Here is a 14,274-nt window from a genome sequence, read left to right as displayed (position 1 = left end):
AGGAGGGTCCAGTGAATCCCTATCGTGTACTGGTCGTTGAGGATCATCCCTTTCAGCATGAGTATTTACTGAATGTATTCAATGAAGTGGGGGGCTTCACAGTTGACACCGTTTGGGACGGCGATGGTGCCTTGCAATGTCTGGCTCGCAACGACTATGACCTGTTGCTCAGCGATTTGCTGATGCCAGGCATGGATGGCGTGCAGTTGATCCAGAAGATCGCTGCTCTGAAAAAAACACCGGCATTGGCACTGATGAGTGCTTCGTCACGTCGAATGTTGATCAGTGCCGGCCTGGCGGCGAAAAACCTGGGTATTTCAGTGGTCGGCCTGATTTCCAAGCCGGTCGAAGTTAATGCGGTCATGCGTTTGAAGGAACGAATGGCTATCTTCCGTCTCAACGGCGCCATGCACCCCGCACGGGGCATAGAGGTCGATCCGCACAGTATCGAGATGGCCATGGACAACGGCCAGATCCAGGCGTGGTTCCAGCCCAAGAAGTCTCTGCGCAACGGTAATATTCTCAGCGCTGAAGCGTTGGTCCGCTGGGCACATCCCGAGGTCGGACTATTACTGCCCAAGGATTTTCTTTCACTCTTGATTAATCAGGGGCTGGAGGAAAGGCTACTGTGGTTAATGCTGGAACAAACGCTGCAAGCACAAAGACAGTGGAGAGAGCAGGGTTGGGATATCCCGGTTTCAATCAACTTGCCCACCCATTTGCTGGATAGCCATGATCTGGCTGACCGCTTGCGCGATTACGTGATGGCCGATGGCGGTGAGCCGCGCAGCATCGTGTTTGAACTGATGGAGAGCTCAACCACAGAGGAACTCAGTAACTACTACGCTGGCGCCTGTCGCTTGCGTATGATGGGCTTTGGTTTGGCCCAGGATGACTTCGGCAAAGGGTTCAGCTCCTATTTCAACCTGGTCTCAACGCCCTTCAGCGAACTCAAGATTGACCGTTCGCTGGTGCATGGCTGTGTTGAAAATGAAAACTTGGCCTCTGCACTGCGCAGCCTCGTGGAGCTGAGCCGAAAGCTGGGCCTGACGGTCGTCGCCGAAGGTGTCGAGACGCAGGCAGAACTTGCATTCTTGCGTAGTATTGAGTGTGATCAGGCTCAGGGATTCCTGATTTGCGGCGCCGTGTCATGCACAGATTTTGAAACCCTTCTGCTCCAAGATAGCTCCAAACCATCACGGGGATAGCTCCAGCAACGACTTATCGGCATCCCCTCTCTGGTTGTGCATAACCGCTTTAGTGGCGTCATCAATATGGAGTCAGGCAATGCGCGAATTAAAGGTTGTGATTGCCGACGATCACCCGGTAGTACTGGTGGGACTTCGGGAAGTGATTCAACGCGATAAGTGTTTCACTCTTGTCGGCGAAGCCTTGAGTTCTTCTCAGTTGGTGGAGCAGTTGAGGTTGCATCAACCAGCCTTGTTGATTACCGACTTCAACATGCCCGGTGATGAGACCTATGGCGATGGACTGCAACTCATCGAGTACCTCATCGAACATTTCCCTGAGGTGAAAATCCTTGTGCTGACGATGGAGAGTAATCAGCTGATTATTTCACGCCTGCTGGAAATGGGCGTGGCGGGAGTGATTGCAAAAAATCATATCTATCAAGAAATAGGTAAAGCACTTAGTGCCCTGGCCAGCGGCCGGTCCTATACCCGGACATCGGCCCCGAACACGTCAGTGTTAACCAACCCAAAAGTCATTGATGAGCGTTTCTCCACACTGTCGCCCCGTGAGGTTGAAGTGCTACGGCTATTTGTTGCTGGCAACAGCGTGGGGGATATCGCCCGTCAGTTGAATCGAAGTGTCAAAACAGTCAGCACCCATAAAGTAGCTGCTATGCATAAGCTGGAAGTGATTAATGACCATGCTTTACTCACGTATTGCATCAAGGCTGACCTGTGGAACGTGTAGTCACTGCTCTGGCATGAGGCTACGATCTCGTGCCTCGTCAGTGACTACTCAGCAAGTTGGAGTTATGTAAGCCATGCCGCAAATGAAAGTCCTATTGGCCGACGATCACCCGATTGTATTGATGGGCGTGCGTGAAATCATCGAGCGCGACCCGCGATTCAAGGTTGTGGGAGAGGCAATGAGTCCCTCCCAACTAATCGAAAAGATTTCGCTGCTACGTCCTGATGTGATTATTACGGACTACAACATGCCGGGTGACGATCAATACGGCGATGGCTCGCGTCTGGTCGAATACCTGCGCCGGCATTTTCCCGAGCCTCGGGTGATCGTTCTGACAGTGATTTCCAACCCGCAGGTTTTGACCTGGTTATATGAATTGGGCATCAGCGGGGTCATTTCCAAAAGCTCCGGTCTGGAGCAAATTTTGGTCGCACTGGATGCGTTCTATCGTGAGGGTCACTACCAGCAAGACATGCCCGACGGCACGTCGAGTGACAGCGTAGATGATGTCACGCAAAGGCTCAGTCAATTAACTGTCAAAGAATTTGAAGTCTTGCGACTGTTCGCTTCTGGCATGGGTGTCGGGGATATTGCGCAAAGCCTGAACCGCAGTATTAAAACGATCAGCACCCTGAAGATTTCGGCAATGCGCAAGCTGGATGTCGACAATGATCAGGCGTTGCTGATTCTGTGTCTCAAAGCCAATCTGTTTGCCTGATCGGTCGGATTTACAGGTAGATCATTTCCATCAGTAGCGTTGAAGTGTAGCTCCCGGCTGCGGGCATCTGATTCCCGATCCTGACTGGGCGGACTGAAAGTTTGAGCATCAGCAGTGTGTCTTCAACAGCCAAAGCATGTTGTTCGCCCAGCTTAAAATCCACCACTTTTGCTGTGCTGGTCATGTCACTCAGACGGGTTTTCAACCCTACTCTGTCGAGGGTGGTACGCAGGGTATTACTGTCAAATGAACCATTGCCTGCAGTAAAGCGCAGCAGCACCTGGCTGCCTTTGAGGCATTTAAAGTTCAAGTTCACATCGGTCCAGTCAGAACTGTCTGCGCTCAGCGCACTTAGGCTCACCTTGGGAATATCAACACTCTGCGACGCCGGGAAACTGGCGGTGCAGGGCGGCTTTATCAGGGTGCCAGTGATATCGAGTTGGCTTGCGTCCTCGGCGCCATACACTGTGCTGCCGCACAGCGTTAAGCTCGACAGCAGTGCTGCAATCAGGCTCACTTTGGCCTGCCTGAACATCTTACAGGTACTCGAGGGTAATGACGGACGACCCGGTAAAAGTACCCTCGGTCTGTGCGGCGATCGCGTACAGCTTGGCAGTCAAACCCAGGTTTACGGTGCCGCTTTGATTGGTCAGGTTGCGTTTCGTCCCGGTGACGTTAGCCGCGGTGCCGTCACTTTTCCACGTCAATGTATACACAAGATTTGCCTTGGTTGTGCTCGCATAGGTGGTCGAGCCTTGATAGACGCCTGAAGCCTTGATGCTGACATTCAGTGACGAGTTGGAAGGGCAGCTCAGGGTGACCGGAATATCGACGGCACTGGCTGTGTTTATCTGGTCAGTACGGATGCTGCCAAAGTTGGCGGTCAATGTTTTGCTGCTGGTCAAGGCGCAAGGCGCTCGTGTCAGGGTGCCACTGACGTTGATGGTTACGGCTTCGTCCGCATAAACAGGCGTGCACGCCATGCCAGTTAGAAGTGTCGCCGCCAGTGTTAAGCGCAAGTTCATGATCGGTTCCTGTGGTTGATCAGAGATAATTGATGTTGAGGGTGTATTGGCTGGTGAAACTTCCAGTAGGTGAAGCACTGGTATTCAGACTCGGCCGGAAACCCAGGCGAATCGTGTTGGTGCCTGTCGTCAGGTTGAGCGTGCGCGGGCTGTTGAACGTTACTGCGGTGTTGTTATCGGCCCAGGTGGTGGCCATCGACAGCCCGGCCAAGGTGGTCGCTGAAACCCCGGGCCTGCCACTGACAGCACTTTGGGTGGGGATCAGGGTGGCGGTTGCTTGGGTGCCGCGGGTGCAGTTCAGCGTGATATTGGCAAGTTGCTGGGAGGTCGCGAAGTCATTGCTGTTCAGGGTGCCGAACGGGAGGTTCAGGGCCGTGCCCGAACTCATGGAGCAGGCCGGATTTACAATCCGATATTTCAGCGTCAGGGATTGAATGAGATCGACATAACCTTCATAGCCTTTGATAGAGGTGCTAGTTAGGTTTAGGGTTATCGTATAATTACCTGGCGTTGTCGGGCCTCTACCCTTGGGCATGGAAAACATCACGTTGTAGACGTTACTGGTATTGACGGGCAGCGGTTTACATCCGCTGCCGTTGGTTGGCATGCAAACGGATGACGCGACACCCCAGGGCTGTTCCGGAACCACTTCTCCAGTTACTGCCGTCGCAATCATCGACAAAGCTGGCCCTGGCGTTTGGGTCAGGACTTGGGTTTGCTGCAACGAAGAACCATAGGGGAAATTTCGTGTCACTCGGCAATTACCTATCATTCTTACTTCAAAATATTCCCCTGGTGCCAGATCGCCAAGATCAACTGTTCCTCCCACCACCCATCCTCCTGGGGTACAATCCAGGTTGTTCTGAATCAGTGCAAAAGCCTGTTGGCTACCAAGGCCGAACAGCAAGCCAAGCAGCAAGCTGCGTTTCACCCAGCGTGAGCCGGGCAGTAGGTTTGTTGAGTTATGCATCGGGAGTACCTTTAGTGTCTGCATGGGCGGCCGATGGGGTATCGCAACTGATCTGCAGTTGCCCGATGCCCGTTTCTGACAGCGTGTAATTGTTCAGGTCCAGATCCGTGGCGCACCACTGCCGGCCGCTGACATTGATCACCAGTCGCGATTTTTCGGGTACGCCGGTCAGAAATGCCCGCCCCTTGTCCGCCACCATGGCGTTGCTCAATAAGGTGCCGTCTAGTCCATAAATCTGAGCCTCGGCAGCAAAGGGTACCGGCTTGCCGTCTTTGGAACTGAGGCTGATCAACAGGCGGCGGCCGTTACGAGTCTCGAAGTTGGCCAATACGAAGGCGCCGCGATTGGGTGTCACCTCTTGTACCAGTTGCTCGACGTCGGTGTTGTCCGATAACGAGTCGGTATCGAGCGCTACCTTGTTTTTCCGGTATGGCTGGGCAGAAGAAATAATCGTATAACCACTGCTGTTGGTTTTCACTCCGCTTTTGGTCAGTACGCCGACATCCCCGGCACCGCGTGTCGCCACGATAATGTTGGTCTCGCCTAAAGGCTGGGTCAGCATCACGGTGTCACGGGTGGCGACGATCGCGCCTTCCACGCCATAATCCGTCTGACGGGTGTTCTGATCCTTGTTGTAAGACCCGTGCCATATGGCATTTGCCGCGTTGTAACGGGCAGCGACCGAACCTCCGAGCAAGCGCTCATCTTCACTGACTTGCTGATTGACGCCTAGGTTGTAAGACAGGGTGTCATTCGGGAGATATGAGCCGCTGTATGTGGCGTTGCGGCTGGCATTACCGCTTGAATCCTGGCTGTTGCTCAGGCCCAGACGGCTGCTGCTGCCAGGATCGCCCAGAGGAATACTGACGCTCAGCGACACGCTGCGAATGTCATCTGCGACGCCGCTGTTCTGTGCCACGCCCAGGTTGTAGGACGCGCGCCCGACACTGAAGCTGTAGCCTAATTGCACAGAGGTATTGCTCTTGGCCAGGTTCCAGTAATCGGTTTTGGTCAGGTTGGCGTACATGCCGCCATAGGAGCCGAATTGCTGGGATACGTTGGCGGTAATGCTGCTTTTCATATGGCCGCTCAAGTACGGGGTGTACATCGCACTGTCGGTCTGCGTCTCGTCCACATAGGGTTGGAGCGAGTTGTTGGCGCGCGCATTGATCGCTTCGTTAAAGCTGTAATAGCCGCTGGTGGAATAGCGGTAGCCAATCAGGCTGAAACTGGTGTCTGTCAGGTCGATTGACTTGGAATAACGGAAACGATAGGACTGACCCGTCAGGGTTTTTGAGTCAGAGCCCATGTCGTCGCTGATGGCATGGGTCACGTCCAGCGAAATTGCGCCGAAACCCGAAAAGTCATGGGCAAAACCCGCCAACAGCGAGTGGTATTGATCGCTGACGATGGTGCCACCGAACAAGGTGGTACCGTCAGTCAGTCCACGGCGGTAGGTGCCTTGTAAAAAACCCGGCTTTTGCGAATCCAATGCACCGTCTGCAGGGCGATACTGGCCTGCAGTTACGGCGTAGCTTTGCTGACCTTCGCGCAACATGTAGGGCACGGACGAGAACGACTGGATATACACCTGACGCTCGCCATTGGGGCCTTCAACCGTGACTTCGATATCACCGTTGCCCGAGGTTGAGTACAGGTCCTTGAGTGCAAACGGGCCGGACGGCACCCACTGTTCGCTGATCACATAGCCGCGTTGGCGTAACGTTACGAGCGAGCGCCCGTTGGCCACGCCACGTACTACAGGCGCGAAGTTGCGCGAGTCATCGGGCAGCATGTCCAGGTCAGAAGCGATGCCCACGCCACGGTACGAGATTGTGTCAAACAGATCGCTGTCGGTTGAGCTTTCACCGACAGTGGCAATGGCCATCATGTTGCCCAGGTCCCGCTGGACATAGGTGTCCACGGACTTCCAGTTGCCGTCGACGTTGGTGCTCTTCTGCCAGGTCGAGAAGTTTCGAAAGCGCCAGGCACCGCTGTTGAATCCGCTGTGCACACTGCCAAACTGGGATTGACGATTACCGTACTGATTCTCGTAGTTGCTGCCCGAAAAGTTATAGTTGGCAAAGGCTACTTGCTCGCCATCGCTCCAGCTTTTACGACGGGTTGCGAATGGAATGCTGCCGATAAATGCCTGTGGCACTTGCAGGTCAAGGTGTTGTTTATTGAAGTCGTAGTCATAGGTGATACCGGTCAGGTCACCCTGAAAGTACACACAGTGGTCAGCGCCGGTCTCAGCGTTTTTCAGGCGCTCTGGATCAACGCCAAAATCAGTCAGGGCCTGAAGGCTCAAGCAGGGAAACAAACCTGAAGGCGTCGATGTCTGACTCGCCGTTTCGCGCACAAACTGTAAGTCGCGCTGTTCGATGTGACGATTGTTCAGTGACAGATCGACACGATAAATGCCCGGAAGTTGACTACGGCTCATGGCCTTTACTTGCTCGGCTACTTCGGCAGAACTGGTACCGCCACCAATCTCCAGAAAGGAGGAATCGAAGCTGTAGTCCGCGAGAGCTGCAGTCGTTGTGAGACTAAGCGCGCTGAGGGGGAGGAGGCCCCAGTAATTAATTCGGCGCGCGAACGCGCACATGCGCAATCGCAGCATGAGATGGTTCTTCCAGTAGGCGTGTAGTTCAGTATTCAGCGAGCTATAACAGGAGTTGACTTAACCGTACTGCCGTATTCATTGATGTAGCTGAATTCGAGGGTGTCGCTGTTTTTCAACGGGATGTTGGTAGTAATGGAACTACCTGGCTTGATGACCTCAGGCATGCCTTTGCTGGCACTGTTGTTGATCAGCAGCTCACTGACTACCACGTTATATCCCGACGGGTTATGCACACTTAAATTACCGCCATCCGCACGCCATTGAAGTCCATCAACGGCTTGCACCAAAGTGCCTTTCAAATCGGCAGGACGATAGAACAGTTTGATCGTAGTCTTGAGTGCAATCTGCAACACGTTCTGGTTACGTTGCTCTTCACTCAGTGCCGGGATCGCCTTTACATTGAGAAAAAAAAGGCTTTCTTTATCGGTCGGCAAGTTTTGCGCGTTGGTCGCAATGACTCGCAAAATGTTCTGGCTATTGGCGTCCAGACGAAACAGCGGCGGGGTGATGATGAACTCATCTGCGCTCTCATCAGGTTTTTCGAATTTACTGACCCAGGATTGCACCAGATACGGTACGCCGTCGTCACCGGAGTTTGAGAGTGAAAGATTGGCTTCCTTATCTTTGCTTTGATAAATAACTCGCGTAGAGCCCACATTGACGCCCGCTTGAATCTGGGGCAGCCAAAAGACTGCTGCCAGTGTCAAAAAGGCTGCAATTTTTAAACGCATGAAGGGTGTCCTCTGTTTAACGTAACGAATGAGCTCGCGATTCATCGCGAGCTCTTTCGTTTAAAAACATAAATTACTTGTAAGTCACGTCGAAGCTGGCCAAGGCGTTAACTTTACCCGTGCCGATTCCGCTCACACCACCCGTGTCTGCTACTAGGCGTACATAGGTAGCTTTGAAATCAAAGGTGTTACCTTGAGGGCGCAATTCGTAATCTGGGCTGGCGGTGTTCAGTGCCAGTTTGATGTTGGACTTAACGTCGCTGATTTGAATGCCGATGCCAGTGACTTGGTTTTCGCCGGTCATACCTAGCAAGGTTGGATCGTTCATGGCCTGTTGGCCGCTGAACTTGATGGAAGCGTTTTTCAGGGTCGGACCGCTGCAGTTCTCCAGAGAAATAGAGAACGGAGTGGAGACGCTGGCTGTAGCGCCAACGCTGTCGCCGAAGTCAGCGATACGAACCTGGCCCATATCAACGGACTTCTTCACGCTTTCGCTGTTGATGGTGCATGGGTTGTCGTTGATGACACCGGTGAATTCAACCTGGCCATCAGCGGCTTGAGCGGTAGCTGCAGCCATGACGATCAGCATCGAAGAACCACAAAGTGCTGTGTATTTGCCTATTTTTTGAAACATTAGAGACGTCCTTTACAAATCGATGAAGTGTGATATCTATTTTAAAAGCCAGCCTGTTAACGGCTTGCCGCAGCAGGTGTTGCAAAGGATGCAACTAAACGTGGAGGAGTTCCATCAGACGATTCCTGTTCGTACGGTCAAGATTAATATCGGGCGCTCAAAGGTGTGTTGTGTGCCTCTTGAAGTGTTTAGATACCTGAGCAGGCAGTGGGCATGCGAGGCTCCATCCAGCTAAATGACGGCACTTAATAATGAAGCAAAAAACGGTTCGTCTCGGTGCACTGGCACTGAGTTCACTGCGACTGAACAAGTTGTTGCTCCTGCTGAGCGGGCTTGCCCTGTTGTTGGTGGGCATGAGTTATTGGGCCGTTAACCGGCTACTAATGGAGGAGCGCGAGAAGACGGATTTTCACTTCGCACGGTTGATCGAAAGTATTCATGAGCACGAAGTTTTTTTACGCACAGGCGCTGAGAGTTATGATCACGCCAGCGGCACCTTTTCGATGGATACCAAGCCGCGTTCGCACATTGAATTGATGCGCCAGGGTGATGAGCTTTTATTTCAAAACCGAGACACTGCCAAGTCTCTACCGTTTACGGTGAGCCAGCGAGACACGTTCACGCTGGGTGAAATGCAGGGGGTCTATTCGCTTGGCGTTCAGTTGACTGATCTGTTCACGGCTTACTGGTCTGATTCTTATTATTCGGCACCCCAGGTGTTTGTGTTTTCGCCCACGGCTCAGTTCACCATCGCCGTACCCGGTATTGATGGCACCCGTCAGTACCCCCTGTTGTTCAACAACAATTTTTTTGATGTGACCAAGCGTTTGTACGACTCTTTTTTGCCCCAGCGCCATTTGCTAAACACTGATCGTGTGCTGTGGATGAAAGCCCCGCTCGAACTCATTCAAAAACGCAAATATATAGTGGGCGCAATCAGTGTCGATCTTCCCGATCGCTTTATGCAGGCGGCCAATCAAGGGAACTCGGTGATTCTCAGCGCCTTGCTCGATGTCAGCGATGTCAGCGACCTTGAACGCTTGTTGATGCGCCCCACTAACAGTCGCCTTACCCTGATTTCCCCTACGGGTGATGTGCTGTTGGGTGACGTTCAGGATGTCGAGGAGCTGGCGCCGGGGTTGAGTTTTGCCCGTGACGGTCTGCGCTTCAAGTTGAGCTCGGGCGGAGATGATCCTTGGATCGGCCTGTACGCCATCACGTATCAGAATTTCTTTGGTTATGCGAAATGGCCCTTGATGTGGGCGGCGGGCCTGTTTCTTTTGTTCGTCCTGATTGGCTGGCGCTTCAATCGCTGGTACAGGGTGCGGATCATCGAGCCCGCACAGCAGTCCAGCCTGTCCTTGGCTGAAAGCGAAGAATTCAATCGGGTCATGCTCGATAACGCGCCCGTTGGGCTGTGTGTGGTTGAAAGGGGGACTGGTGTCGTCTTGCTGGAAAACCAGCGGGCGCACGAATGGCAGGGTACCCCTGAACTGATTGCTTTATTGAAGAGTGATTATGGTGAACGTGAGTCGGGCGAGGTGCAGCTCGAAGTGGCTGGGCGTTATCTGCAGGCCTGTTTTGTCTTCACCCGTTACAAAGGCAAAGACGTAGTGCTCTGCGGTTTCAACGACATCACCCGGCATGTGGATGACGCCAACCTGATGGAGCAAGCACGTCGTTCGGCTGATGAAGCCAGCAAGGCTAAAACCCTATTTTTGGCCACTATGAGCCATGAAATTCGTACCCCTTTGTACGGGGTGCTTGGCAATCTAGAACTACTGGAACTCACGCCTCTGAGTGAGCGCCAACATGAGTACTTGCACACTATTCAGCGCTCATCAGCGGTGTTGTTTCAATTGATCAGCGACGTGTTGGACGTGTCAAAAATCGAGTCCGGGCAAATGGCTGTCGAAGCCCAAACATTCAGCCCTCTGGATGTGTTTGAAGATTGCGTGCGCAGTTATTCCGCTGCTGCGAGCAATAAGGGATTAAAAATATTTGCCTGTGCGGACGCGAACTTACCGGCACTTTTGTGCGGAGATGCGGTGCGCATCCGGCAAATCATCGACAACCTGCTGAGTAATGCGATCAAGTTCACCGATACAGGCTGGGTGCTCTTCAGGCTTAAGGTGACAGACCTTGAGCATGGTCAAGTGTCATTGCAGTGGCAGGTCTCCGATACCGGTGTAGGGATCAGTGAGGAGCAACTGGCGCGTCTGTTTAAGCCCTTTTCCCAGGTGGGTGGTAGCGAGCGTGCAGGTGGTGCGGGCCTAGGTTTGTCTATTTGTGCCCGACTTGGCGAGATAATGGGTGCGAACCTGCGGGTGGTCAGTGAGCCAGGCTTGGGCAGCAGCTTTTCACTGAATATAAGTTTGCCTGTTATGGCTGGCCCGCTGGATAAGAGTGCCGATATTGATCTTGAGGGAGTGAGTGTCTATGTGCGCGCCTCCCGCAGTGATATCGTAGTGGTTCTGATTGACTGGCTAAATCGTTGGGGGGCGCGGGCCCAAGCACTCCCTGCATCGGATACCCACGCCAGCCATGCAATATTGCTGGATGTCGACCCAGACTCGCAGCTTGCTCTGCACTGGCCGGGAGAGTATGTGATAGCGACTGAAACGGGTCGCAGCCAGCCCAAAAAGACCTCGAGGGGATGGGAAGTTAACGCCTATGACATACGAGCCATCGCCAGAACGCTGATGCAGGTCGCGCAAGGAACTGCTCCCGAGTTAGCCAGCAGCGTGCCGCTACCTCTTTCACGTCTGGAGTTGAGCGTTTTGGTTGCGGAAGATAACCCCGTCAATCGGGAGATTCTCAAGGAGCAGCTGGAGGCTTTGGGCGTTCAGGTAACTTTGGCTGAGGATGGTGAGCAAGCCTTGCTGTGTTGGAGTGAGGCGTCATTCGATTTGGTGATTACCGACGTCAATATGCCCAGGCTCGATGGCTATCAGCTGACACGCCGCTTGCGCGAGCTTGACCCTCTGGTGCCGATTATTGGTGTCACAGCCAATGCGATGCGAGAGGAGGGAGAGCAATGCCTGAAGGCTGGTATGAACGTCTGGCTGGTCAAACCGCTGAGTCTGACAACCTTGCGCCAGACCTTGTCAGTCTACTGTTCCCGGTCAGCACAACCGCAGCCGCCCACGTTGCAGGCTGGCGAAGAGGTTGTGCAAAAAGATGATCTTGAAGACTGGATTACGCTTTCACCGAGCATGCACCGATTGTTTATCACCACCATGCATCAAGATCTGGCGCAGGCGCAGCAGGCTTTGCAAGAAGGCAATACATCGAAATTGCTCAATCATGTACACCGTATGCATGGCTCTTTTGCCACGGTAGGCGCTGTCGCTTTAGCGGCGGCCTGTAATGAGTGCGAAATCGGTTCGTTGCGTGAGCCCTTGAGTGCAGAGTCTGCCAGCAGAATCCAGGCGTTGTTGAAACGCTTGCACCGTGCAGTGTCCAGGCTGGTTGACGGGGAGTTGTATCCCAACGGCGGATAATCGTAACCGATGGTATTCATTGATCTTTTTTTATTTGTTGCTTGACGTCTCTGCTGTAAAGAACGTTTAATTACGGCCTTGCCCAGATAGCTCAGTCGGTAGAGCAGGGGATTGAAAATCCCCGTGTCGGCGGTTCGATTCCGTCTCTGGGCACCACTACATAGAAAACCCCTGATGCCTGATGGCTTCGGGGGTTTTTTGTTTCTGGTCGCTGCTGTGATTCGATGGTCTTGACGTGCCTGTTGTGCTGGTGCTTTTTTTATGAGCGGTTCAAGTGTTCTTGGGACATTTAAGCTGCAAGCGCCTGACTACTCTTTTCTCTGATGTGTGTGCCAGCAGAGGATCATCGTCACGCCAATACCTGACGGTGTAATCGCCAGCGTCCAGATTACCGCTCCCATGACAACTCCCTGGTTTGTCAGGCTCAACAGCAGACTCAAGGCCAGTAACAGCGTTGCGCCGCAACGCAATACTCGTGTTGTGGGACTCTTGCGGGTAAGCGTGATCCTGCGAGATTGGGGGATTTGACTGAGTGCTAGCGCGCTGAGCCCCATTATCATTAAGCCGAACGCCGCGATATCCGATAGCCAGTCAGCCATTTTTCACCTTGTTAGGTGCTTGCGACGGAGCAAGCGCCAACCAATGACTCCCGCGAGCAACGCGATGAGCATTAATGCCAGATCCACGCCCGCCACCGCCGGGAGCCCCCGCTTCATCGACTGCAATGGATGGTCGCCCGTGCTCCAGGCATTGGAGAACACTGCCAGCAGCGCCATTGCGCTGATCACCAGCAGGTGCTCTGCCCAGGGCGCGCGCGATTGTGCTGAACGCCGGATAGCCCACAGGGTATGCATGATCGCCGGTAACCAGACCCAGTAGAAAAGGGTGATTTCCCAGTTCGCACGGTCAGCCAGGCCGATCGGTAGCAATCGATTGGCCACCAGCATGGCCAGGGTGGCCAATGGCATTCCAGTGATCATCGCGCTGCTGAACAGCGTCATCGATACCTCGCTCCACCGCCCGGCAGCCTGCTGCAGGCGGCGCTTTTCCAGCCAGTACAGCAGGCCGCTGCCGAGCATCACGCAACCACTCAAACCTGCAAAAAAATACAAGGCGCGCAGCCACGGTTGCTGAAAGTGGGTTACGTGCAACCCGGCCAGAAACTTGAAGGTCGCGGCCGCTGCAGGCAATCGGGATTCGTGCAGCAGATGTGCGCTGGCGCCATCGAAGTACAGGGTTTGCCCATCCTGACTCATGCGGTCAGCCAACGAGCGGCTGACCTCAACGTAGGCATTGGCATCTCCAGGGTGCCAGACCCTGAGAAACGCCGGTTCGCCATTGCCCCAGTGCAATCGCGCTTGCGCCATCATCTGATCCAGCGAGGCCAATGACCCCGTTGTACCCAGTGCCGGGCGACTGTACGCTGCGTCCGCCTCCTGGCCAAACTGATAGGGCTGGTCCTGATACACCGCCAGGATGCCGGCAGGAAGGTACATCGGGAACAGGATCAGCAGCCCCGACAACAGGATGATGAAGTGAAAAGGCAGAGCAAACACACCGGTCAGGTTGTGCATGTCCAACAACCGCCTGGGTGATTTGTCTACCCGTAGCGTGAACAGGTCCTGAAACAGGCGTGCATGGATACACACGCCAGCTATCAACGCGATTAGCCCCAGCATTGCGGCAAGGCCAACCAGGCGCGTACCGATGTTCCAGAAGTTGATGTTGAGGGTGTAATGCAACCGGTAAAAGAAATCGCCGCCGCGGCTTCCGGCCTCCGGCAGCACTCGGTCTTCTCCTGGCGCCAAAAAGCGACTCAAGCCCTGACGGTCCTGGGTCCATGCTTGAAATCGAATCACCGGTCGGCGCTTGTCAGGCAGTTCCACGTACCACTGCAGCAGCGGTTTGCTCTGGGTCAAGCTGGCAACGTGGGGGACCACTCGCTGGTCCAGTGACAGTGGGGTGTCAACCGATGCCAGGCGAATCTGCGGCAACATCCAACTGTCCAGCTCACGGTCATACACCGCCAGGCTGCCCATGAAAAATGCGATCAGCAGCAGTCCGGAAAAACCGATTCCGATTATTCGATGCATCCACAGTAGCGCTTGACGAACACGGGTGAACATCAG

12 protein-coding genes and 1 tRNA gene are annotated in these 14,274 nt (G+C 53.9%); 5 read left to right on the top strand and 8 right to left on the bottom strand.

Features of this window, described 5'->3' with window-relative positions:
* Positions 1 to 11 precede the first annotated feature (11 nt).
* The 3 genes from V6P94_RS23570 to V6P94_RS23560 all read left to right on the top strand — a co-directional run bounded on the left by V6P94_RS23570 (position 12) and on the right by V6P94_RS23560 (position 2,656).
* A complete protein-coding gene (locus tag V6P94_RS23570) occupies positions 12 to 1,208 on the top strand; it encodes an EAL domain-containing response regulator (RefSeq protein ID WP_338648811.1) in 1,197 nt (398 codons plus the stop codon).
* 79 nt (positions 1,209 to 1,287) lie between these two features.
* On the top strand, positions 1,288 to 1,938 hold the full coding sequence (locus V6P94_RS23565; RefSeq protein ID WP_338648810.1) for a response regulator: 651 nt from the start codon (positions 1,288 to 1,290) through the stop codon (positions 1,936 to 1,938).
* Positions 1,939 to 2,011: 73 nt separating this feature from the next.
* Positions 2,012 to 2,656 (top strand): response regulator, encoded by a 645-nt coding sequence (locus V6P94_RS23560; RefSeq protein ID WP_338648809.1) that lies wholly within the window; start codon positions 2,012 to 2,014, stop codon positions 2,654 to 2,656.
* Between the two features lie 10 nt (positions 2,657 to 2,666).
* On the opposite strand, the gene V6P94_RS23555 is transcribed toward V6P94_RS23560, so the two are convergent.
* The 6 genes from V6P94_RS23555 to V6P94_RS23530 form a co-directional block, all read right to left on the bottom strand.
* A complete protein-coding gene (locus V6P94_RS23555; RefSeq protein ID WP_338648808.1) occupies positions 2,667 to 3,173 on the bottom strand; it encodes a fimbrial protein in 507 nt (168 codons plus the stop codon).
* Between the two features lie 19 nt (positions 3,174 to 3,192).
* Entirely contained in the window at positions 3,193 to 3,681 is a 489-nt protein-coding gene (locus V6P94_RS23550; RefSeq protein ID WP_338648807.1) for a fimbrial protein, read from the bottom strand.
* 19 nt (positions 3,682 to 3,700) lie between these two features.
* Positions 3,701 to 4,651, bottom strand: a complete 951-nt coding sequence (locus V6P94_RS23545; RefSeq protein WP_338648806.1) for a fimbrial protein — start codon at positions 4,649 to 4,651, stop codon at positions 3,701 to 3,703.
* Entirely contained in the window at positions 4,644 to 7,274 is a 2,631-nt protein-coding gene (locus V6P94_RS23540; protein ID WP_338648805.1) for a fimbria/pilus outer membrane usher protein, read from the bottom strand. The genes V6P94_RS23545 and V6P94_RS23540 overlap by 8 nt, the downstream gene beginning before the upstream one ends.
* Before the next feature lie 35 nt (positions 7,275 to 7,309).
* Positions 7,310 to 8,008: a molecular chaperone gene (locus V6P94_RS23535; RefSeq protein WP_338648804.1), complete on the bottom strand. Its 699-nt coding sequence runs from the start codon at positions 8,006 to 8,008 to the stop codon at positions 7,310 to 7,312.
* Positions 8,009 to 8,081: 73 nt separating this feature from the next.
* On the bottom strand, positions 8,082 to 8,642 hold the full coding sequence (locus V6P94_RS23530) for a fimbrial protein (protein ID WP_338648803.1): 561 nt from the start codon (positions 8,640 to 8,642) through the stop codon (positions 8,082 to 8,084).
* A gap of 251 nt (positions 8,643 to 8,893) precedes the next feature.
* On the opposite strand from V6P94_RS23530, the gene V6P94_RS23525 reads away from it, so the two are divergent.
* Both V6P94_RS23525 and V6P94_RS23520 read left to right on the top strand, forming a co-directional pair.
* Complete coding sequence (locus V6P94_RS23525) at positions 8,894 to 12,145, top strand: response regulator (RefSeq protein ID WP_338648801.1); 3,252 nt, start codon at positions 8,894 to 8,896, stop codon at positions 12,143 to 12,145.
* 80 nt (positions 12,146 to 12,225) lie between these two features.
* Positions 12,226 to 12,301, top strand: a tRNA-Phe gene (locus tag V6P94_RS23520).
* A 152-nt stretch (positions 12,302 to 12,453) separates the two neighbouring features.
* Here the strand turns inward: V6P94_RS23520 and V6P94_RS23515 are convergent.
* A complete protein-coding gene (locus V6P94_RS23515) occupies positions 12,454 to 12,744 on the bottom strand; it encodes a DUF3325 family protein (RefSeq protein ID WP_338648800.1) in 291 nt (96 codons plus the stop codon).
* A 3-nt stretch (positions 12,745 to 12,747) separates the two neighbouring features.
* Positions 12,748 to 14,271 (bottom strand): PepSY-associated TM helix domain-containing protein, encoded by a 1,524-nt coding sequence (locus V6P94_RS23510; RefSeq protein ID WP_338648799.1) that lies wholly within the window; start codon positions 14,269 to 14,271, stop codon positions 12,748 to 12,750.
* Positions 14,272 to 14,274 lie beyond the last annotated feature (3 nt).

The organism is Pseudomonas sp. ML2-2023-3 (genome assembly GCF_037055275.1).
Classification (GTDB): Bacteria; Pseudomonadota; Gammaproteobacteria; order Pseudomonadales; family Pseudomonadaceae; genus Aquipseudomonas.
This window is presented reverse-complemented; position numbering and strand designations above follow the sequence as displayed.